The organism is Marinibaculum pumilum (assembly GCF_042646425.1).
Taxonomy (GTDB): domain Bacteria; phylum Pseudomonadota; class Alphaproteobacteria; order Ferrovibrionales; family Ferrovibrionaceae; genus Marinibaculum; species Marinibaculum pumilum.
This window is the reverse complement of sequence record NZ_JBHRTR010000025.1, coordinates 97300-117725: the sequence shown is the minus strand read 5'-3', so window position 1 is coordinate 117725 and position 20426 is coordinate 97300. Positions and strand designations below refer to the sequence as shown.

Annotated in this window: 19 protein-coding genes and 1 pseudogene; 14 read left to right on the top strand and 6 right to left on the bottom strand. The window is 71.0% G+C overall.

Features of this window, described 5'->3' with window-relative positions; all coding sequences use genetic code 11:
- Positions 1 to 234: 234 nt before the first annotated feature.
- The 8 genes from ACFOGJ_RS11120 to ACFOGJ_RS11085 all read left to right on the top strand — a co-directional run bounded on the left by ACFOGJ_RS11120 (position 235) and on the right by ACFOGJ_RS11085 (position 9221).
- The gene (locus ACFOGJ_RS11120; RefSeq protein WP_379900257.1) at positions 235 to 1923 is read left to right on the top strand and encodes an N-acyl-D-amino-acid deacylase family protein; all 1689 of its coding nucleotides are present in this window, start codon (positions 235 to 237) and stop codon (positions 1921 to 1923) included.
- Positions 1924 to 2021: 98 nt separating this feature from the next.
- The gene (locus ACFOGJ_RS11115; RefSeq protein ID WP_379900255.1) at positions 2022 to 3059 is read left to right on the top strand and encodes a TRAP transporter substrate-binding protein; all 1038 of its coding nucleotides are present in this window, start codon (positions 2022 to 2024) and stop codon (positions 3057 to 3059) included.
- Between the two features lie 64 nt (positions 3060 to 3123).
- Entirely contained in the window at positions 3124 to 3861 is a 738-nt protein-coding gene (locus ACFOGJ_RS11110) for an enoyl-CoA hydratase/isomerase family protein (RefSeq protein ID WP_379900253.1), read from the top strand.
- Entirely contained in the window at positions 3858 to 5525 is a 1668-nt protein-coding gene (locus ACFOGJ_RS11105) for a class I adenylate-forming enzyme family protein (RefSeq protein ID WP_379900251.1), read from the top strand. Before ACFOGJ_RS11110 ends, ACFOGJ_RS11105 begins: the two co-directional genes overlap by 4 nt.
- Complete coding sequence (locus tag ACFOGJ_RS11100) at positions 5522 to 6124, top strand: TRAP transporter small permease (protein ID WP_379900249.1); 603 nt, start codon at positions 5522 to 5524, stop codon at positions 6122 to 6124. The genes ACFOGJ_RS11105 and ACFOGJ_RS11100 overlap by 4 nt, the downstream gene beginning before the upstream one ends.
- On the top strand, positions 6121 to 7416 hold the full coding sequence (locus ACFOGJ_RS11095) for a TRAP transporter large permease (protein ID WP_379900247.1): 1296 nt from the start codon (positions 6121 to 6123) through the stop codon (positions 7414 to 7416). The genes ACFOGJ_RS11100 and ACFOGJ_RS11095 overlap by 4 nt, the downstream gene beginning before the upstream one ends.
- A 12-nt stretch (positions 7417 to 7428) precedes the next feature.
- A complete protein-coding gene (locus tag ACFOGJ_RS11090; RefSeq protein WP_379900245.1) occupies positions 7429 to 8544 on the top strand; it encodes a CaiB/BaiF CoA transferase family protein in 1116 nt (371 codons plus the stop codon).
- Positions 8541 to 9221 (top strand): TetR/AcrR family transcriptional regulator, encoded by a 681-nt coding sequence (locus ACFOGJ_RS11085; RefSeq protein WP_379900243.1) that lies wholly within the window; start codon positions 8541 to 8543, stop codon positions 9219 to 9221. Before ACFOGJ_RS11090 ends, ACFOGJ_RS11085 begins: the two co-directional genes overlap by 4 nt.
- A gap of 6 nt (positions 9222 to 9227) precedes the next feature.
- On the opposite strand, the gene ACFOGJ_RS11080 is transcribed toward ACFOGJ_RS11085, so the two are convergent.
- Together ACFOGJ_RS11080 and ACFOGJ_RS11075 are read right to left on the bottom strand one after the other, a co-directional pair.
- Positions 9228 to 10808, bottom strand: a complete 1581-nt coding sequence (locus ACFOGJ_RS11080; protein WP_379900241.1) for an acyl-CoA carboxylase subunit beta — start codon at positions 10806 to 10808, stop codon at positions 9228 to 9230.
- A complete protein-coding gene (locus ACFOGJ_RS11075; protein WP_379900239.1) occupies positions 10805 to 12100 on the bottom strand; it encodes a CaiB/BaiF CoA transferase family protein in 1296 nt (431 codons plus the stop codon). Before ACFOGJ_RS11075 ends, ACFOGJ_RS11080 begins: the two co-directional genes overlap by 4 nt.
- Before the next feature lie 169 nt (positions 12101 to 12269).
- Between ACFOGJ_RS11075 and ACFOGJ_RS11070 the strand changes: the two genes are divergently transcribed.
- Positions 12270 to 12986, top strand: a complete 717-nt coding sequence (locus ACFOGJ_RS11070) for an SDR family NAD(P)-dependent oxidoreductase (RefSeq protein ID WP_379900237.1) — start codon at positions 12270 to 12272, stop codon at positions 12984 to 12986.
- A gap of 79 nt (positions 12987 to 13065) precedes the next feature.
- Here ACFOGJ_RS11070 and ctrA read toward each other — a convergent pair whose 3' ends face one another.
- On the bottom strand, positions 13066 to 13755 hold the full coding sequence (gene ctrA, locus ACFOGJ_RS11065) for a response regulator transcription factor CtrA (protein WP_379900235.1): 690 nt from the start codon (positions 13753 to 13755) through the stop codon (positions 13066 to 13068).
- A gap of 140 nt (positions 13756 to 13895) precedes the next feature.
- On the opposite strand from ctrA, the gene fliI reads away from it, so the two are divergent.
- Together fliI and ACFOGJ_RS11055 are read left to right on the top strand one after the other, a co-directional pair.
- The gene (fliI, locus tag ACFOGJ_RS11060; RefSeq protein WP_379900233.1) at positions 13896 to 15209 is read left to right on the top strand and encodes a flagellar protein export ATPase FliI; all 1314 of its coding nucleotides are present in this window, start codon (positions 13896 to 13898) and stop codon (positions 15207 to 15209) included.
- A gap of 4 nt (positions 15210 to 15213) precedes the next feature.
- Complete coding sequence (locus ACFOGJ_RS11055) at positions 15214 to 15648, top strand: hypothetical protein (protein ID WP_379900231.1); 435 nt, start codon at positions 15214 to 15216, stop codon at positions 15646 to 15648.
- Here ACFOGJ_RS11055 and ACFOGJ_RS11050 read toward each other — a convergent pair.
- The gene (locus tag ACFOGJ_RS11050) at positions 15596 to 16513 is read right to left on the bottom strand and encodes a LysR family transcriptional regulator (protein ID WP_379900229.1); all 918 of its coding nucleotides are present in this window, start codon (positions 16511 to 16513) and stop codon (positions 15596 to 15598) included. The genes ACFOGJ_RS11055 and ACFOGJ_RS11050 overlap by 53 nt on opposite strands.
- Before the next feature lie 102 nt (positions 16514 to 16615).
- Here ACFOGJ_RS11050 and ACFOGJ_RS11045 point away from each other — a divergent pair, with 102 nt between their 5' ends.
- A complete protein-coding gene (locus ACFOGJ_RS11045; protein WP_379900227.1) occupies positions 16616 to 17080 on the top strand; it encodes a PaaI family thioesterase in 465 nt (154 codons plus the stop codon).
- A gap of 48 nt (positions 17081 to 17128) precedes the next feature.
- On the opposite strand, the gene ACFOGJ_RS11040 is transcribed toward ACFOGJ_RS11045, so the two are convergent.
- Positions 17129 to 17716, bottom strand: a complete 588-nt coding sequence (locus ACFOGJ_RS11040; protein ID WP_379900225.1) for a TetR/AcrR family transcriptional regulator — start codon at positions 17714 to 17716, stop codon at positions 17129 to 17131.
- A gap of 98 nt (positions 17717 to 17814) precedes the next feature.
- Here ACFOGJ_RS11040 and ACFOGJ_RS11035 point away from each other — a divergent pair, with 98 nt between their 5' ends.
- A complete protein-coding gene (locus ACFOGJ_RS11035) occupies positions 17815 to 18666 on the top strand; it encodes an isocitrate lyase/PEP mutase family protein (protein WP_379900223.1) in 852 nt (283 codons plus the stop codon).
- Entirely contained in the window at positions 18659 to 19024 is a 366-nt protein-coding gene (locus tag ACFOGJ_RS11030; RefSeq protein ID WP_379900221.1) for a nuclear transport factor 2 family protein, read from the top strand. The genes ACFOGJ_RS11035 and ACFOGJ_RS11030 overlap by 8 nt, the downstream gene beginning before the upstream one ends.
- 29 nt (positions 19025 to 19053) lie before the next feature.
- Here the strand turns inward: ACFOGJ_RS11030 and ACFOGJ_RS11025 are convergent.
- Positions 19054 to 20426 (bottom strand): annotated as a pseudogene (locus ACFOGJ_RS11025) (hypothetical protein); the annotation flags it as partial.

Sequence of the window (20426 nt, the reverse complement as noted above, 5' to 3'; positions counted from 1 at the left end):
CGCAGACCCCGCCCTTTGCGGTGGGTGCTTCCGGCGCCTGCCGTTGCTCCCGCGTGTCTCCTTCAAGCGCATCGGACCCGCCATTCCGGCGGCCTGCCCTTGTGGTCGGCGCCATGATCGGGCAAAAAATGATTACCGGATCATTTATCATTTTTCTTGCCGTCCGGGTTTGCCGCCGGCTAGTGTGACCGCGGTATGCAGCCGGCGGCAGCGTCGCTGCGGGAGGACGATGCCATGGACTACGATCTCAAGATCACGGGCGGGACCATTGTCGACGGCACCGGTGCGGCCGGCTATCGCGGCGATGTCGGCATCGCCGGCGGCAAGGTCGTCGCCCTGGGCAAGGCCGACGGCGATGCCCGCCAGGTGGTGGAGGCGGATGGCCGGGTGGTGTGCCCGGGCTTCGTCGACATCCACACCCACTACGACGCGCAGATCATGTGGGACCGGATGCTGTCGATTTCGCCCTGGCACGGGGTGACCAGCGTGGTGATGGGCAATTGCGGCTTCGGCGTTGCGCCCACCCGCGAAGACCATCGCGACATGATCGTCCGCACCCTGGAAAAGGTGGAGGGGATGAGCGTCGAGGCCCTGCGGGCCGGCATGGGCCGGGACTGGGGCTTCGAGACCTTCCCCGACTATCTCGACCGCATCGAGGCCGGCGGCACGGCGATCAATGTCGGCGCCCTGCAGGGCCATACCCCGCTGCGGCTGTTCGTCATGGGGCCGGAGGCGACCGAGCGCCAGGCCAACGAGGACGAGATGGCGCGGATGCGTGCGCTGATGGCCGACGCGCTGAACGCCGGCGCGCTGGGGCTGGCGACCTCGAAGCTGGCCGCGCATGTCGGCTTCGAGGGGCGGCCGGTCGCCAGCCGGCTGGCCAGCATGGAAGAGATCATGACCCTGGCCGGCGCGGTCCGCAGCCATGGCCGCGGCATGATCCAGTCCACCCTGGGCCCCGGCCTGCTGCTGGACGAGATGGAGGAGGTCGCCGCCGCCGCCGGCAGCGCCGTCTGCTGGACCGCGCTGCTGGCCGGCTCCGCCTTCGGCAAGTCCCGCTTCCGCGACCAGTTGGAGAAGACCCGCGAGCAGCAGGCCCGCGGCGTGCAGCTCTATCCCCAGGTCACCCCGCGGCCGCTGAACTTCGAGTTCCAGTTCAAGGCACCGGCGATCCTGGAACAGATGTCGTTCTTCAAGCCGGTCGCGGCGGCCGATTTCGACGGCAAGTGCCGGATCTACCGGGATCCGGACTTCCGCGCTGCTTTCCGCGAGCGCTGGGACACCGCCTGGCCGTCGCTCGCCCAGGCCTTCGGCATGATGGTGATCTCCGAATGCGCCACCGAGGCGGCGCTGGAGGAGCGGCGGGTCGCCGACATCGCCGCAGAGCGCGGCGTCCATCCCGTCGACCTGGCGCTGGACCTGGCGCTGGCGAGCGGCCTGGAAACCCGCTTCCGGATGCCGATCGCCAATCATGACGAGGACGAGGTGGCGGACCTGCTGGTGCAGCCCGGCGTAGTGCTGGGCCTGTCGGATGCCGGCGCCCATGCCAGCCAGCTCTGCGACGCCTGCCAGGCGACCGACCTGCTGGGCCGCTGGGTGCGGGAGAAGCAGGTGCTGAGCCTGGAACGGGCGGTGCAGATGCTCACCGCCGACCCGGCGAAGGTGTTCGGCCTCAGCGACCGCGGCCGCCTGGCCGAGGGTTGGGCCGCCGACATCGTCATTTTCGACCCGAAGACCGTGGCCGCCGGGCCGCTGCGCCGTGTGCGCGATTTCCCCGGCGGCGCCGACCGCCTGATCTCGGAGGCGGCCGGCATCGACACGGTGATCGTCAACGGCACCGTCCTGCGCCGCGACAACCGCGATGTCGTCGGCGCGGACGGGCCGCTGCCGGGCCGGCTGCTGCGGCACGGCCGGGCAGCCTGACCACCTTCCCGCGCCGGCAGCAGGCCGGCGCGGGCAAGCCGGCCTCCGGCCGCGCCACAGCGCGGCCCGGGAGCAATGAAAAGGAGCGGAGGAAACCGATGGGCAACAACATTACTGGCCGGCTCGGCCTCGCCATGGCCGCGGCCGGCGTGGCAGGCCTGCTTGCCGGATCCGTGCAGGCCGACGGCATGGAGCTGAAGCTGGCGGACCGGCTGCCGCAGGACCATTACATCGCCCGCTATGCCACCAACTACTGGATCGAGGAGGTGGAGAAGGCGACCGACGGCGCGGTGACGATCAAGCGCTATCCCAGCCAGCAGCTCGGCAAGTCGAAGGACATGCTGACCCTGACCGAGGCCGGTGTGGTCGACATGGGCGAGTATGTGCCCGGCTATCTGGGCGACAAGATGCCCCTGTCCAGTGTCGCGGAACTGCCCGGCATGGTGCCCTCGGCCTGCGCTGCGTCGCTCGCCTACCAGGAACTGGCCGCGCCGGGCGGCTTCCTCGACGAGAACGAGCTGAAGCCGCTGGGCATCCGCCTGCTCTACGTCGTGGGCCTGCCGCCCTACCAGCTGTTCACCTCCAAGACGGTGGAGGGGCTGGACAGCCTGTCCGGCCTGAAGATCCGCTCCACCGGCGCGGCGATGGATTCCGGGCTGCGCCAGCTCGACATCGTGCCGATCCGGATGAGTGCGGCGGAACTGACCGAGTCCTATTCCCGCGGCACGGTGGACGGCACGGCCTTCCCCGCGGCCAGCATCTTTTCCTATGACCTGCAGAAGCAGACCAAGTTTGCCACCAAGGATCTGAGCTTCGGCAGCAGCATGACCTTCTACGGCATTTCGCAGAAGGTCTGGGACAAGCTGTCGCCGGAGGTGCAGAAGGCGATGGTGGAGGCGGGGAAGAAGACCACCCTGCGGGCCTGCGAGCTGATCGACAAGGACGATGCGGCGGCGCTGGAGCGGCTGCAGTCCGACGGCGCGACCCTGGTCACCTTCGACGCGGCCAACAGGAAGGCCTTCATGGAGCGGCTGGAGCCGGTGGCCGAGGAATGGGCCAAGGGGGTCGACCAGAAAGGCCGTCCCGGCAGCGAGGCCCTCGAGAAGTTCAGGTCCGCGGTCGACGCGAACAGCTGACCGACCGTTCGGCCGCTCCCGCGGATTGCGGGGGCGGGCGCCTCTGCGGGGCGGAAGGTCATCCATGCCGACAGAACTTGCCTATACCGAGGCCGAGCGCGGCGGCGTGCCGGTCGCCGAGCTGCGGCTGTCTTCCGACAGCGGCGTGAACCCGCTGTCCAGCGGCACTGTGGCGGCCTTCCGCCGCCATTTCCGCGACCTGGACCATGCCGATGCGCCCTATGCGGTGGTGCTGTCGGCGGAGGGACGCTGCTTCTGCGCCGGGGCGGATGTGAAGGAATTCCGGGACATCACCCAGGACGGCTTCCGCCGCTACATGACCGACATCCTGGCGATGTATGCGGAGATGGCGGAGTTGCGGAAGCCGATCATCGCGCTGGTGCATGCCGATGCCCGCGGCGGCGGCATGGCGCTGGCGCTGTTCTCCGACTTCGTGATCGCGGCCGACGAGGCGCAGTTCGCCCTGCCGGAAGTGCATCGCGGTCTTGCCGGCGGCGGCTACCTGATGCCACTCCTGGTGGGAAAGCAGCGCGCGACCGAGATGGTGATGCTGGGCCGCAGCTATTCCGCCGCCCGCATGCTGGATCTCGGCCTGGTGTCGGAGGTTTGCCCGGCGGTGGAGATCGCAGGCCGCACGGATCGCCTGTGCGCGGAACTGGGCGCCCTGTCCGGCGGCGCGCTCGCCGTGGCGAAGCAGTCCCTCGCCGGGGGGCTGGGCCTGGGGCTGCGGGAGGCGATGGCGAAGCATGTCGAGGCGCAGTCGGAGGCCTTCCGGCTGGCCCGCGAACGGGGGCAGATGTGAGCCTGGCCGCACCGGAGGATCCGCAGACCGCCGCCTGCCTGGAAGCGCTGCGCCAGACGCGGGATGCCGACACCCTGCCGGCCCTGTTCCGCTCCCGGGCGGCGCGGCTGGGCGAGGCGCCGTTCCTGCTGTTCCGCGACCGTTGCCTCAGCTGGCAGCAGGTCGGCGCCCTTGCCACCGCCTGGGCCGGGGAGCTGCGGCGGCAGGCGGCTGCCGTTTCCGACGACGTCGATGACGCAGGCGGCGGTATCGCCGCCCGGGTCGCGGTGGCCCTGCCGAACTGCGATTCCCTGGTGGTCCTCCTGCTGGCCTGTGCCAAGGCCGGGCTGGTCTTCGTGCCGGTGAACCCGGCCCTGACCGCGGAAGAGATGGCGACGGCGCTCGGCGTGGTCTCGCCCACGCTGATCGTCACCACGGCGGGGCTTGTCCCGAAGCTGTCGGCGGCAGCCGCGCAGGCCGGCTGCGGCCCGCTGCCGGTGGTGGCCGTCGACGATGCGGACCTGACCCTGCCCGACCTGCCGGACCCGGTCCCGGAGCGGGCCGGACCTGATGAGGAACCGGATCCCGGGCAGCCGCTGGCCATCGTCTTCACCTCCGGCACCACCGGTGTGCCGAAGGGGGCGGTGCACAGCCATCGCACCTATGTCACGGCGGCGGAGATCGCGGCCTTCCGGATGCGCCTCGATGCCGCCGACCGGCTGCTGGTGATCCTGCCGCTTTTCCACCTGAACGCGCTGTTCTATTCGGTCGGCGGCACCATCGTCTGCGGCGGCCGGCTGGTGATCGAGGAGCGCTTCCAGGCCGGCGGCTTCTGGCAGGTGGTGGCGCGGCACGGCATCACACAGGTCAACATGATCGCCGCCGTCGGCAATATCCTGCTGAAGCGCGACCGGTCCGAATTCCCGGGCAATGCCACCCTGCGCAAGGTCTCCGCCGCACCGGTCACGCGGGAGGTCGCCGATGCGCTGCGCGACAGCTTCGGCATCGCGCATGTGGTGGAAAGCTATGGCATGACGGAGGCACCGGGCATCGCGCAGGTCGACTTCTTCGACCGCGATCATCGCGCCTGCCTTGGACGACCGATCGTTCATCCGCTGACCAATGCCCCGGTCAGCCAGATCCGCATCGTGGACGAGGCCCGGCGGGACCTGCCGGCGGGGGAGGTCGGCCGCATCATGATCCGCGCCAGCACCATGATGCAGGGCTATTTCCGCCGCCCCGACCTGGCGGACAGGATCGACGGCGAGGGCTGGTTCCTGACCGAGGATCGCGGCCGCCTGGATCCGGACGGCTATGCCTATTTCTGCGGCCGTACCGCCGACCTGATCCGGACCCGCGGCGAGAATGTCGCCGCCGCCGAGGTCGAGGCGGCGATCCTGACCCATTCCGCGGTCAGCGAGGTCGGCTGCATCGGCATCCCCTCCGACATGGGGGAGGAGGATATCCTGGCCGTCGTTGCCCTGCGGCCGGGTGCACAGGTGCTGCCGGCGGAGCTGGCGGCGCATTGCCGGGCGCGCCTCAGCCGGCACAAGGTGCCCCGCCTGTTCGTCTTCCGCGACGCCTTGCCGAAGACCCCGACCCAGAAGGTCGCGCATCACCGCCTGCGGGCGGATCCGGATTTGCTGGCGGATGCCGTGCCGGTCGAGCCGGCAGTCGTGTCGTGAGCGCCTCGCCCAGCTCTGGCCCGGGCCGGTCGGCCACACCGGTTTCGGCGGCGGAGCGGCCTCTGGTCGCCGTCGAGGCGGTCCTGGCGAACATGACCTCGGCGGCGACCCTCGCCGTGATGGTGATCGTGGTCGCCGACGTGGTCGGCCGCTATGCCTTCAACCAGCCGATCGGCTGGGTCTACGACCTGGTCTCGATCTACTACATCAACCTGGTGCTGTACTTCATGGCGTCGGAGACCCTTCGGGTCCGGGGCCATATCGCACTGGACCTGCGCCTGCGCTTCCTGCCGCGGCCGCTCTGGCGGGGCTTGCAGGCCATCGCCTGGATCGCGGTGGCGGCGGCGATCGCGGTCTCCGCCTGGCGGGTCTCCGCCGATGCGGTCGGCAGCTTCACCGCCGGCGACGTCCATCCCGGCCTCTACGAATGGCCGGTCTGGGTGGAGAAGGCGATCGTCGGCCTGGGCCTGATCCTCCTGGTCTGCCGCATCGTCCTGCGGATTTTCCTGCTCGGCCTCGGCAAGGGCGAGGGCCCCAGGGAGGGCCAGGGCGCGGCGCGGCAGGACGATGACATAGACAGCTGGGAGCTGCGGCTGTGAGCGGATTTGCCGTCCCCATCGTTGCGGGCCTGCTCTGCCTGCTGCTGATCCTGCGCATCCCGGTCGCCTTCGCGATCTTCCTGTCCGCCTCCCTGGGGCTGTGGATGGTGGCCGGCCCCGACGTGCTGATGGGCATCCTGCAGACCACCCCGGTCTCCGCCGTGGCGAGCTACGAGTTCGTCACCGTGCCGATGTTCCTGCTGATGGCGGAGTTCGTGATCATCAGCGGCATCGCGGACGGCATCTTCCGCGCCGCGGCGGCCTGGGTGGGCCGCGCGCCGGGCGGGCTGGCGATCGCCGCCGCCCTGGCCGGCGCCGGTTTCGGCGCGATTTCCGGCTCCAGCACCGCCGCCGCCGCCACCCTGTCGGCGACCTCGGTGCCGGCGATGCTGCGGGAAGGCTACGAGCCGCGGCTCAGCTATGGCGTGGTGGCGATCTCCGGCACCCTGGCGATGCTGATCCCGCCCAGCGTGGCGATGGTGCTGTACGGGCTGATCGCGGATGTCAGCATCGGCGCGATGTTCGTGGGCGGCGTGATCCCCGGCATCCTGGTGGCCCTGACGATCATCGCCACGGTGCTGATTCTCGTCCGCATCGATCCGGCCCGGGCGCCCCGGATCCAGCACTATTCCATGGGCCAGCGGATCGCCGCCCTGCGGGTCGCCGGGCCGATGGTGTTCCTGTTCATGGGCGTCACCGGGATGATCTATTCCGGCGTCGCCACCCCGACGGAGGCCTCCGCCCTGGGGGCGCTGGGCGCCTTCGCCATCGCGCTCGTGATGGGGCGGATCACCGGCGCGGGCATGATGAACGCCGCCTATCAGGCGGGAAAGACCACCTGCATGGTGCTGCTGGTGGTGATGGCGGCGCATGTCCTGGCCTACTTCCTGGTGCTGACCAGCGTGACCGACGACCTGGTCGCCTGGGTGACCGGCCTGGGCCTGCCGCCCTGGGGCGTGCTGATCGTCATCTACCTGATCTACCTGGTGCTGGGCTGCTTCCTGGACCTGGCGGCGATCCTGGTGCTGACGGTGCCGATCGTGCTGCCGCTGGTGACCGCCTTGGGCTACGACCCGATCTGGTTCGGGGTGATGATCATCGTGATCGGCGAGGTCGGGCTGGTGACCCCGCCCGTGGGCCTGAACGTCTTCGTCGTGGCCCGGGTCACCGAACAACCGGTGGGAGAGGTGTTCCGCGGCGTGGCGCCGCATGTCCTCGCCCATCTCGTCGCCATCGCCCTGCTGACCATCTTCCCGGAACTTGTGCTCTGGCTGCCCCAGACGATGAACTAGCTGGGAGCAAAAATGACGATTCCTCCCCTGCATGGCGTGACCGTGCTGGACTTCTCCACCCGCCTGCCGGGGCCGCTGGCGACCCTGATGCTGGCCCAGGCCGGTGCCCGGGTGATCAAGGTGGAGCGGCCGCCGCATGGCGACGAACTGCGGGCCTTCGCGCCGCGCCGGGACGGCATGTCGGTGCATTTCCAATGGCTCAACCGCGGCAAGGAGAGCGTCGCCCTGGACCTGAAGGCGGAGCCCGACCGCGCGGCGCTGGAGGAGATGCTGGCCGGCGCCGATGTGCTGGTGGAGCAGTTCCGGCCCGGCGTGATGGCGCGCCTGGGCCTGGGCTGGGCGGAGCTGTCCGCCCGCCATCCCCGCCTGATCTACTGTGCGGTGACAGGCTACGGCCAGGCGGATCCGCGCTCGATGACCGCCGCTCATGACCTGAACTACCAGGCGGCGGCAGGACTTGTGGGATCCGCGCCGCCCGGGCCGGACGGCCGGCCCGGCCTGCCGCCGGTCCTGCTGGGCGATATCGCCGGCGGCAGCTACCCTGCGGTGATGAGCATCCTGCTGGCGCTGATGCAGCGCCAGGCCAGCGGACGGGGGCAGTTCCTGGACATCGCGATGAGCCGGAATGTCGAGGTCTTCACCTTCTGGAACGCCATCCAGGGGGCGATGACCGGGCAATGGCCGCAGCCCGGCGGCGGTCGGCATACCGGCGGCTCGCCGCGCTACCGGGTCTATGCCGCACGCGATGGCCGGTACCTCGCCGTGGCGGCACTGGAGGACCGGTTCTGGCAGAATTTCCTGGACGCCATAGGCCTCGACCTGCCGCCGGGGCGGGATGCGGAGGCGCCGGAGGAGGTTGCCGCCGCGGTGGCGTCGCGGCTGGCGGAGCGCGATGCCGCGGACTGGCTCGCCCTGTTCGGCGACAGGGATCTATGCTGCAACCTGGCGCCGGACCTGGCGGAGGCGGTGGCGGCGAACGGCGCTGGCCGGCAGGCGGTGGACGGCATGCCGGCGATCCCGCTGCCGCTGGCGCCGCAGTTCGCCGGCCCGGCCGATGAAGCCGCGCCGGAACTGGGCGCGCGCGACGGATTGCAGGCGGCCGGCGGGGCGGCAGAGGGGCGGCGATGAAGAAACCGAGACTGACCCGCGCGCAGAAGGCGGTGGAGAACCGCCGGCGGCTGATGCGGGCGGCCGCGGAAGTGGTTGGCGAACATGGCTATGGCGATGCCTCGATCTCGCGGATCGTGGAGCGCGCCGGCCTGGCCCACGGCACCTTCTACCTGTATTTCGAATCCCGCCAGGACCTGTTCGACCAGCTGCTGCCGGAGGTCGGGCAGGAGGCCCTGGCCTTCATCCGCGACCAGGTGGGGGAGCCGGAGGACTTCCTGACCATGGAGGAACGCGGCATGCGGGCCTTCTTCGATTATGTCGCCCGGAACCCGTCCTATTTCCGGATTTTCACGGAGGCGCAGGCCGCCTCGCCCATCGCCTATGAGCGCTATACCGCAAACCGGACCGGGCGCTTCCTGGACAGCATCACCGCCGCCTGGCGCAACGGCGAGGTACAGGGCTACAGCGAGCGCGAGCTCGGCGTCCTGACCCAGATCATGCTGGCGGCCCGCACCTACCTCTACCACCAGTATGGCGAGGGCGGCGACGGCAGCGCGAAGGTGCCGGACTGGGTGATCTCCGCCTATATGCGGTTCGTCAGTCGGGGCATCGGCGCGGCGGCGGAGAAGGTGCCGGCAGCGGAAGGCGATACCGCAGCCCGCCCCCGCACCAGGCGCACCGTCGCGGGAGACTGAGGGTGCTCAGATGGGCGAGATGGAGCGGTGCCGGGCATAGCCCTTCGGACGCCGCCGCGCCGGCGCATCCTCCAGCGCACGGATCAGGCAGGCCCGGGTGTCGCGCGGGTCGATCACCTCGTCGATGTGGAAATGCTCCGCCGCCCGCAACGCGCCCAGCCGTGAGCGGCTCTCGGCGATCAGCTCCTGCCGCCGCGCCTGCGGGTCGGGGGCGGCCTCGTAATCGCCGCGATAGGCGACATCGACCGCACCCTCCACCGACATCGCGCAGATCTCCGCCGTCGGCCAGATGAAGCTCGCCTCGGCGCCGAAGCTCGGCTGCCCGCCGTTCATCATGATGAAGGCGCCGCCATAGCCGCGGCGCAGCACCACGCTGAGGCGCGGCACCGTCGCACAGCCCAGTTCGTAGAGCATGCGGGCGCTGCGCCGGCCCAGCCCCGACCGTTCCGCGGCCGAGCCGACGACATTGCCCGGCACGTCGATCAGGTAGACCAGCGGCAGGCCGAAGGCGTCGCAGACGGCGATGAAATGGGCCGCCTTCTCGCAGGCCGGGGTGTCGATCATGCCGGCCGTGATCTTCGGCTGGTTGGCGATGAAGCCGACCGGTCGTCCGCCCAGGCGGGCGAAGCAGACGACGATGTTCTTCGCCCAGGTCGGGCGGATCTCCATGACGCTGTGGCGGTCGGCGACCGCCTCGATCACCGGCCGCACGTCGTAGCCCCGCCGCAGGTTGGCCGGCACCAGGGTCAGCAATGCCTCGTCCCGCCGGTCGGCCGGATCGTCGCAGGCGGCCTGCGGCGCCGCCTGGCCTGCATTCGAGGGCAGGTAGGAGAGGTAGCTGCGGATTGCCGCGAGGCAGGCTTCCTCGTCCGGGACGGCCAGGTGCGCGATGCCGGAGGTATCGGCATGCATCCTGGCGCCGCCCAGCGCCTCGATGTCGATCTCCTCGCCGATCGCCGCCTTCACCAGGGCCGGTCCGGCCATCCCCAGGGCGGAGCGTTCGCGCACCATGACGACGAAGTCGGCCATGGCCGAATAGTTCGTCGGCCCGGCAAAGGCGGGGCCCATGATTGCCGCGATCACGGGCACCCAGCCCGAGAGCTCCGCGAACAGGTCGAAGACCGGGGTGCCCTGCGCGAAGGTGCGGGAATCCTGGCCGTCCTGGATGCGGTGGCCGCCGCCGTCATGCAGCATGATGAAGGGCATGCCGGAATCGCCGGCGCGGCGCATGGCGCGGAGCATCTTCTGGCGCCCGACATGGCCGATGCTGCCGCCCAGCGCGGTGTAGTCGGAGACGCAGAGCATCACCGGCCGGCCGTCGATCCGGGCGGTACCGGTGATCAGCCCGTCGGCGGGGGCGACCAGCTCGGCATCGCCATGCTGCAGCGGCCGCACCAGGCTGCCGACCTCGCGAAAGCTGTCCGGGTCGGCAAGGGCGGCGATGCGCTGGCGGGCGGTCTGCTTGCCCCGCCGTTCCTGCCGGGCGACCGCCTCGGGCCTTGCCGCATCGGTCAGCGCGTCCCGGCCGGCACTCAATTGCGCCAGCAGGTCTGTCATGGCCGGCGACTGGGGCGCTTCGCCGCTCACCGCGATACCGCCTCTGCCGGAGGCTCGGGCGCATCGGCGGCTGCATCGCCGAAGGCGCCGGCGGCGGCAGCTGAGTCGATCCGGGCCTCGTCATAGCCCAGCAGCCCGGTCAGCACCTGCATGGTCTGGGCGCCCAGCTCGGGCGCCGCGACAGGGGCAACCGCCGGGGTTCGGTGCAGGCGGGCCGGCAGGCCGACATTCGGGATGCTGCCCAGCCGCGGATGCGGGATCTCGCTCAGCAGCCCGCGTGCGGCGATCTCCGGCGCCGCCAGGGCTTCCGCCACGGTGCGGATCGCGCCGGCGGGCACGCCGGCATCGTGCATGCGCTTCAGCAGGCCGTCGCGTTCGCCCGCGGCCAGCGCCTCCGCCACGATCGGCATCAGGACGGCACGGTTGTCGCGCCGGGCGGCACTGGTCGCGAAGCGCGGGTCTGCCGGCAGGTCGGGCCGGCCCAGCACGTCGGTGGCCAGCCGCTGGAAGGTGCGGTCATTGGCGCAGGCCAGGTAGATCGGCCCGGTACGGGTTTCGAAGGTGCCGACCGGGCAGGCGGTGGGCTGGGTATTGCCGAAGCGGGTGGGGATCTGCCCGGTCCCCAGATGCGCCATCGAGAAATTGCCCAGCATGCTGACCGCTGTCTCGATCAGGGTCGCCTCGACAAGCTGGCCCCTGCCGTCGCGCTGCCTCGCGATCAGGGCGGCCATGATGGCATTGCTGGCCATCATCGCCGTCGACATGTCCATGATCGACGGGCCGGCCCGGACCGCCGGCTGGTCGGGAAAGCCGTTCATCGACATGAAGCCGCTCTCCGCCTGGGCGATCGGGTCGAAGCCGATGCGGCCCGCGGCTGGTCCCTCGCGGCCATAGGCGGAGATGGTGCAGTAGACCAGGCCGGGATTGCGGGCGGAGAGGGTGTCGTAGTCCAGGCCCAGGCGGGCCATCACCCCGGTGGAGAAGTTCTCGACCAGCACGTCGGCGCGGTCGGCGATCTCCTGCGCGATCTGGCGGCCGCCGGCGCTCTTCAGGTCCAGCGCCACGCTGGACTTGTTCCTGTTGGTCCAGAGGTAGGGCAGGCTCTCGCCATCCAGGCTGGGCGGATAGTGGCGGAAGCCGTCGCCGCCCAGCCCCTCGATCTTTATGACTTCGGCGCCCAGATCGGCCAGGATCTGGGTGCAGTAGGGACCGGCGATGAAATGGGTGAAGTCCGCGACCCGGATCCCCGAAAGCGGCGCGGGCGCAGAGGCGGAGCGCGGCGCGGCCGGCGGCAATGTCGGGCGTTCGGTGTCCTGGCTCATGCTTCCTTCCCCGTGGCGGGTCCTTTGCGGCCGCTCGATGGCGCGGATCATACCGGCGGGGGGTGCCGCCGACAAATAAAATGATTTATGACCCATCAATCATTTTTTGCGACAAGCCAGTGGATCGGGCACATCGCTGACCGGAACGTCAATGCAAGGAGGACAGGCCATGGCAGAAGGCAGGAGCGGGGAAGCGGGAGGGCTGGTGCTGGTGACCGGCGCGGCCGGTGCGCTGGGCCGGGCGGTCTGTGCCGCGTTCGCCGCGCGCGGCGATGACGTTGCCGCGCTGGACCGCGATGCCGCGGCGCTGGAGGCGGCCTTTCCGGGTGGCGATATCCGCAAGGTCGCCGTCGACCTCTCAGATGCCGATGCCACCGCCGCGGCGGTGGCGGACCTGAGCGATGCGGCGGGAACGCCGGTGCGGGTCCTGGCCTGCATCGCCGGCGGCTTCGGCATGGGCCCGCAGGTGGAGGAGGAGGATCCGGCGGAGCATCGCCGGATGATGGAGATGAACTTCTTCACCGCCCTGCATGCGATCCGCGCGGTAGTGCCGGGCATGCGGAAGGCGGGGCAGGGCTGCATCCTGACGATCGGCGCGCTGGCCGCCCTGTCCGGCAAGGCGCAGATGGGCGCCTACTGCGTGTCCAAGTCGGCGGTGATGCGGCTGACGGAAAGCCTGGCGTCGGAACTGCGCGGCAGCGGCGTCCGCGCCAATTGCGTGCTGCCCAGCGTCATCGACACGCCGGCCAACCGGTCGGCGATGCCCGATGCCGATCCCGGCCAGTGGGTCCGGCCGGAACAGATCGCCCGCACCCTGACCTTCCTGGCGCATGCCGACGGGGATGCGGTGCACGGCGCCCTGATCCCGCTGGACGGGGGGCACTGACGGGACTTGACGGGACCGGACTGACGGCGCAGGCCGCGCGGCGCTGCCGCGGGGCCTGTATCGCTGTACCGGCGGTCGCTCAGGCGGCCGCGGTGCGGGGGTCGCGCATCACGTAGCCACGGCCCCAGACGGTCTCGATATAATGTTCGCCGGCATTGGCCTGGGCGAGCTTCTTGCGCAGCTTGCAGACGAAGACGTCGATGATCTTCAGCTCCGGCTCGTCGATGCCGCCATAGAGATGGTTCAGGAACATCTCCTTGGTCAGGGTCGTGCCCTTGCGCATCGAAAGCAGCTCGAGCATCGCATATTCCTTGCCCGTCAGATGCACGTCGCGGCCGCCGACCTCCACCGACTTGGCATTCAGGTCGACGGTGATGTTGCCGACCCGGATCACGGACTCGGAATGGCCGCGGGCGCGGCGGACGATGGCGCGGACGCGGGCCACCAGCTCGTCCTTGTTGAACGGCTTGGTGAGATAGTCGTCCGCCCCGTAGCCCAGGCCCTTCACCTTCTTGTCCGGCTCCGACATGCCGGACAGGATCAGCACCGGCGTGTCGATTCGTGCCGAGCGCAGGCGGCGCAGCACGTCATAGCCGTTCAGGTCCGGCAGGTTCAGGTCCAGGATGATCAGGTCGTAGTCGTAGAGCCGCCCGAGATCGAGCCCCTCCTCACCCAGGTCGGTGGTATCGACAGCGGCGTTCTCGGCTTTCAGGATGAGTTCGACGCTGGTTGCAAGGGCCCGATCGTCTTCAACGAGGAGAATGCGCATTGGTGTTTCCCCCAGGATGCCGTCTTCGCTATGCCTTAAGTATTAACGCAATTGGTTAACATCGCACTAAGCCCTGTCGTTCAGAATGATGCGATCGCACCGGCGGCAGGCGCCGGTGCTTTCCTGGCAGGAGGCCCCCGATGAGCCTGGACCGGCTGGCCGACGATATCGGACGGATCGCACCGCTGCGGCTGACCGGCCGCGTGGCCGCAGTGCAGGGCCTGCTGCTGGAAATCGCCGGCATCGGCCGTTTCCTGGGCATCGGCGCGCGGCTCACCGTGGCCCGCCGGGGGGCGGAGCCGGTGTCCTGCGAGGTGGTGGGCTTCCGCGGCGACCGCGCCCTGGCCCTTCCGTTCGGCGGGCTGACCGGGGTCGGGGTCGGCAGCGAGGCGCGGCTGGTGCAGCAGGATGCCGCCGTCTCTCCCGACATGGCCTGGCTGGGGCGGGTGGTGTCCGGCACCGGCCATGCGCGCGACGGCGGGCCGCCGCTGGCCACCGGCCCGCGTCCCTACCTGGTGCATGGCGACCCGCCGCCGGCGGAGATGCGCGACCGGATGGGCGCGAAGATCGACCTGGGAATCCGCGCGCTGAACACCTTCGTCACCTGCTGCCGCGGCCAGCGGATGGGCATCTTCGCCGGCTCCGGCGTCGGCAAGTCGATGCTGATGTCGATGCTGGCGCGCTATTCCGGCGCCGACATCATCGTCATCGGCCTGATCGGCGAGCGCGGGCGCGAGGTGCAGGACTTCCTGGCCGACACCCTGGGGCCGGAAGGGCTGGCGCGCAGCGTGGTGGTGGTCGCCACCTCCGACGAATCGGCGCTGCTGCGGCGGCAGGCGGCGTTCATGACGATGACGGTGGCGGAATTCTTCCGCGACCAGGGGCTGGACGTGCTCTGTCTGATGGACAGCGTCACCCGCTTCGCCCAGGCACAGCGCGAGATCGGCCTGGCGGGCGGCGAGCCGCCGGCGACCCGCGGCTATCCGCCGACGGTCTTTTCCGAGCTGCCGCGCCTGCTGGAACGCGCCGGGCCCGGCATGGGCGGCGGCTCGATCACCGGCCTGTTCTCGGTGCTGGTGGAGGGCGACGACCATAACGAGCCGATCTCCGACGCGGTCCGCGGCATCCTGGACGGCCATATCACGCTGGACCGATCGATCGCCGAGCGCGGCCGCTTCCCGGCGATCAACATCCTGCGCTCCGTCTCCCGCGCCCTGCCGGGCTGCAATTCCGACGACGAGAACGTCCTGGTCGGCCGGGCGCGCCGGCTGATGGCGACCTACGAGGACATGGCCGACATGATCCGCATCGGCGCCTATCGCCGCGGCTCCAACCCGGAGGTCGACGAGGCGATCGCCTATCGCGACCGGCTGGAAGCCTTCCTGACCCAGGGGGTGAGGGAACAGGCGCAGCTCGAGCAGGGCTACGCCGAACTGCAGCAGATCCTGGGCTGACCCGGTGCGCGGCCTGCCGACCCTGATCCGCCTGGCGCGCCACGAGCTGGACGAGCGGCGTCGCGTCCTGGCGGAGGTGCAGGCGCGCCAGGACAAGCTGCGCATGGATGCCGCGATCCTGGAGGCGCGGCTGGAGACCGAAGGGGCGATGGCACAGGAGGCCGGGCCGATGGCCTTCGCCTATATCGACTATATGCGCGCCGCCCTGGTGGAGCGCGACCGCTTGAACCGCGAGGCCGACGCCTTGCAGCCGGAGGTGGACAAGGCGCTGGAGGTGGTGCGCCAGGCCTTCGAGGAGGTGAAGCGCCTGGAGATGGTGGAGGAGGCCGAGCGGCTGGCGGCGCGCCGCAGGGCGGAGGCCGCGGAACGTGCCGCCCTCGACGAGATCAGCCTCGAACGCTACCAGCGGCGGCGCCGCGTCGAGCGGGACGGGGAGTAGCGCTCCCGGCTGGCGGCGACAGGACCTGCTGCAGCCCGTCTGCGGCCAGCGCCGCGATCCCCGGCGGCGCGGTGCCGATCCATTCCAGGCCCAGCTGCCGCACCAGGTCGACTCCTTCGGGACGGACATGCACCACGCCGTCCCGGTGCAGGCTGTCCGGCATCAGGCAGGCGCCCACGCCGCCCGCCACCAGGGCCAGTGCGCGGCCGTCGTCGCCGGTGCGGGCCACCACCTGCGGCCGCACCTGCCAATCGTCCAGCAGCCGCGAGGCGGCCTGCAGGAATTCGCAATGGGTGCGAACGATCAGCGGGCGGCCATGCAGGACGGCGGGGGTCACCGGTCCCGCCGGCCGGTCCGCGGCGGCGAAAGCGAGCGCCAGACGGTCGCCGGCCAGCCGTTTCTGGCCATGCCCCGGGGCGGGTGGCTCCAGCCGGGTGAGGATCGCGTCGTAGCGCCCCGCCGCCAGGCGCTGCCGCAGATGGTCGCCGCCGGCATCCTCGGTCCGCCAGGCCTGGTCCGGTGCGGCGGCACGCAGCGCCGACAGGGTCGCGGCGACCAGGTCCGCCGGCAGGCTGGGTAGCAGGCCCAGGGTCCGCGGCGCTGCCTGCGCCGCCGGCAGGGCGGCGGCGCGCAGCCGCTCGGTTTCGCGCAGCACCGCGCGGGCATGTGCCAGCACCCGCTGTCCTTCCGTCGTCAGGGCGGTGCCGCGGGCCCGCCTGTCGAACAGCCGCACCCCCAGCTCCGCCTCCAGGCCTGCGATGGCGGCGGAGAGGGTGGGCTGGGTGACGTATGCCCGCCGCGCACCGGCACTGAAGCTTCCGGCATCGGCAATTGCGCAGAAATAGCGGATCTGCTTCAGGTCCATCCATAGACGATATCTATGGATATTCATCGGAGCAATCGAAGTCACCTGTGTCCGGCCGCATGCCAGGATGACCCCCGTGGATCAACCGGCGGGAGAACGGCGATGATGGATGCGGCGGAGAGCGACCGCCTGCGGCGCATGGTGGAGACCGTCACCGGCCTGCCCGGCTTCACCAACGGCATCGGCACGGAAGTCGTCGCGGTGGCGCCAGGCGCGGTGACGATGGCGCTGCCGCGGCGCGACGACCTGCTGCAGGTGCAGGGCCATTTCCATGGCGGGGTGATCTCCGCCCTGGCCGACCATGCCGCGGGCGCGGCGGTGACCACGGCGATGCCGCCGGGCCGATTCGCGGTCACCGTCGACCTGCATGTGAACTTCCTGGCGCCGGCACAGGGTGCACGGCTGCTGGCGCAGGCGGAAGCGGTCCATGTCGGCGGCACGATCGGCACCGCCCGCGTCGATATCCTGTGCGGCGATCCGGGGGCGGAACGGACCTGCGCCATTGCCACCGCCACCCTGCGCGGGGTCGACATGCCGGCAGCCGGGCGGGCGGCCCCGAAGTCCTGACCATAGGGGCGTGACCCCGAGAGGGTCACCTCCGGGGGGGCGCCGGGGTCAGCGCCGCCGCAGGGATTCCAGCAGGCCTGCCGCGGCTTCCGCATAGGCCGCGGCGGCCTGGGGCAGGTCGCTGCGGCCGGCGCAGGCCATCGCCCCTTCGGTGACCGCCCCCAGAAGCAGCCGGGCCAGCGGTTCCACCGGCTGCCGGGCCACCAGGCCCTGCTCCATGGCGGCGGCAAGGCCGCGGGGAATGCCGCCGCCGAAATAGGCCTCGTCGATCTCCCGCCAGCGCCCCCAGCCCAGGACCGCTGGCCCGTCCTGAAGGATCACCCGCGCCCGCTCTCCGTCCGCACAGGCGGTGAAATAGAAACGGATCGCGGCCGCCATCGCCGCCAGGACATCCGGCGCGCCGCGGGCGGCCGCCGCCACCTCCCGCGCCAGGTCGGCGGAGACCGCCTCGAATACCGCCTCGAACAGGGCCGCCTTGCTGGGGAAGTGATGATAGACGGCGCCCTTCGCCAGGCCCACCTGCGCCGCCACCTCGTCCATGCTCGTCGCGGCAAAGCCCTGCCGTCCCATCAGCCGCCGGGCCGTCGCGAGGATTGCCGCACGGGTCGCAGCCCGCCGTTCCGCCTGTTTCGCCATCCCCCCCTTGTAGCAGGAAGCCGTCGGCCTCGGAATTGACGAACCGACTGTTGGTCGGTAAGTTAAAACCGACTTGCGGTCGGTTATATGAGGAAGCCATGCCGGATCAGCGGGAAAAGGCCGCGCGCTTCGCCGCGCTGCATCGGGAGGGCTGCTTCGTCCTGCCCAATGCCTGGGATGTCGCGAGCGCCGCCATCTGCCTGGAGGCGGGCTATCCGGCGGTCGGCACAAGCTCGATCGCGATCGCCTTCACCCAGGGGCGGCGCGACGGCGAGCTGCTCGGCCGCGACGGCATGCTGGAGTTGGCAGGCCGCATCGCAGCCGCGATGCCCTGTCCTGTCACCGCGGATCTGGAGGCCGGCTATGGCACCGCCCCGGAAGCGGTGGCGGAGAGCGTGCGTCGCGCCGTCGCGGCCGGGCTGGTCGGTGCGAATATCGAGGACAGCGACCCCGCCGACCATCGGCTGATCGACGCCGGCCTGGCCGAGGCGCGCATTGCCGCCGCGGTCGCCGCGGCGCGGGAAGCGGGCCTGCCCGACTTCGTCGTCAATGCCCGGACCGACCCGTTCTTCCGCGGCATGCCTGCGGAAGAGGCCTTTCCGGAAGCGGTCCGCCGCGCCAATCGCTACCTGGCGTCCGGTGCCGCCTGTGTCTTCGTGCCGGGGCCGGCGGACGCGGAGACGGCCGCCGCCCTGGCCGCGGCGATCGACGGGCCGCTGAACCTGATGGCCGGCGGCCGCGGCCCGACCGCACCGGTGGCGGCCCTGACGGAAGCCGGCGTGCGGCGGATCTCGCTGGGAGGCAGCCTGATGGGCGCGGCCTATGGCGGTGCTCTCGCCGCCCTGCGCGGGATCCGGGAGGAGGGCAGCTTCGCCTACGAAGGCCCGGCCCGGGAGCCGTTCCGCAGCCTGGTGCGGTTCATCTACCGAAAGGAAGATCGAAATGCCTGATCCCGAACGCGTCGATGCCTTCGCCCGCCTGGTGGAGGTGGGCGACTTCATCGCCGCCATCGAGGGCTTCTATGCCGAAGATGCCTGGATGCAGGAGAATGCGGATCCGCCGCGGCGGGGCCGCAACAACCTGATCGCGCACGAGCGCAGGGTGATGGCGGCCTTCCCGCAGGTGACCGCCCGCCGCCTGGGCCCGGCACTGATCGCCGGCGACACGGTGGCAATGCGCTGGCGCTTCGAGATGCGGCCCGCCGAGGGCCCGCCGCGGCGCTTCGAGGAAGTCTCCTGGCAGCTCTGGCGCGACGACCGCATCGCCGAGGAGCGGTTCTTCTACGACCCGCGGCAGATGGCGGGCTGAGGGGCCGACGCCGACAACTGCCCGGCCGGTCAGGCAGAGATCGTCCGCTGCGCCGCGCCGGGCTGCGGCAGGTCCAGCAGGGCCTCTCGCCCATGCTGGAACACCAGCCGCCCGGTCATGCCGGTGATCGCCAGGGCCTCATCGAAGATGCCCTGAATATCGCCCTGCCAGGCCTTCGGCACCAGCCGGTCGGTGCGCAGTGCCAGGTCCAGCCGCTTCTGCCGCACCAGGCCGTCGATCTGCATCGTCCCGGTGGTGGAAAGGTCGAGGGCAACGACGAAGCGGGAGCCGGGATCGCCCTCCTCCTGCTTCTTCCGGCGGTCGCGCATGTAGACGGTGAGCTGGCGCAGCTTCTCGCCGTCGGCATAGGGCAAAGCGAGCATCCGCCAGTCGCCGTCCAGCCGGTCGTCCAGCAGCATGCTGAAGAAGGCGAGGTCGTCGGCCAGCTGTGCGCCATGCGGGCCGCGCTCGAGGCTGCGGCCGGCCTCCGGCCCCAGCCAGCCCTGCAGGCCGCCGCCGCGCAGCGCGCTGAGGAAGGCGATGAAGGCGGCGGTGAAGCCGGAATTCGGTCCGGGGATCGGGCCGCTGCGCAGCGCAGTCGCCAGCCCCGGCTGCTGCGCTGCCAGCTGTGCCATCGCGGCGTCCAGCGCCGGCCAGCCACGGCCCAGGGCCTGCGCCGCCGCCATCGGCATGGCCGGCAGGGCATCCGCCGGGGTCAGGCTCATCGTCACCGACAGGCCGCCGGACCAGGGCTGCCCGGTCTGCAGCAGGAAGGTGCCGGCAGAGGTCTGTACCAGGGTGCCGCCGGACGGCCCGGGGCCCAGGACACGGCCGTTCAGCACCAGGGCGGCGGAAGTGTCGACCGGTGCCGGGGGGGCGGCCGCTGCGGCCGAGCCGGGCAGGGCAGCGGCCGGCATCGTCCCGGCAGGCAGTGTGCCGGCACTTCCGGGAACCGGGCCCCCGGGACCTCCCCCTCCGGGGGGGCCTCCCTGCGCCGCAGGGTTCTGGCCGACAACCCGGACCATAGCGGCGAAGCCCTGGCCGGCAGGCCAGGACCCGGTGCCGCCCGCGGCGGGCGCAAGGAAGGTGGCATCCAGCCGGTGGCCGGCGGCGATCGCGGGCGTGCCGCTGCTGCCGGTGGCGGCCAGGCCGAACCGGGCCATGGCCTCCGGCGTCAGCGCCTCCGGCCGAACCAGGGCCATCGCCGCGCCGGAACCCTGCGCCGCGCCACCGGGCAGCAGCGCGAAGGTGACGCCGCCGCGTGCCGCTGCCGGCGTCGGCACCAGGCGCAGCAGAACCTCCTGGCCCAGTGCCGGACCGCCCTGGCCGACCTTGGGCCCGTCGGCCAGCAGGTAGATGCCGGAACCGGTCCGGACGATCGGCTGGCCGGTGCCATCCTGGG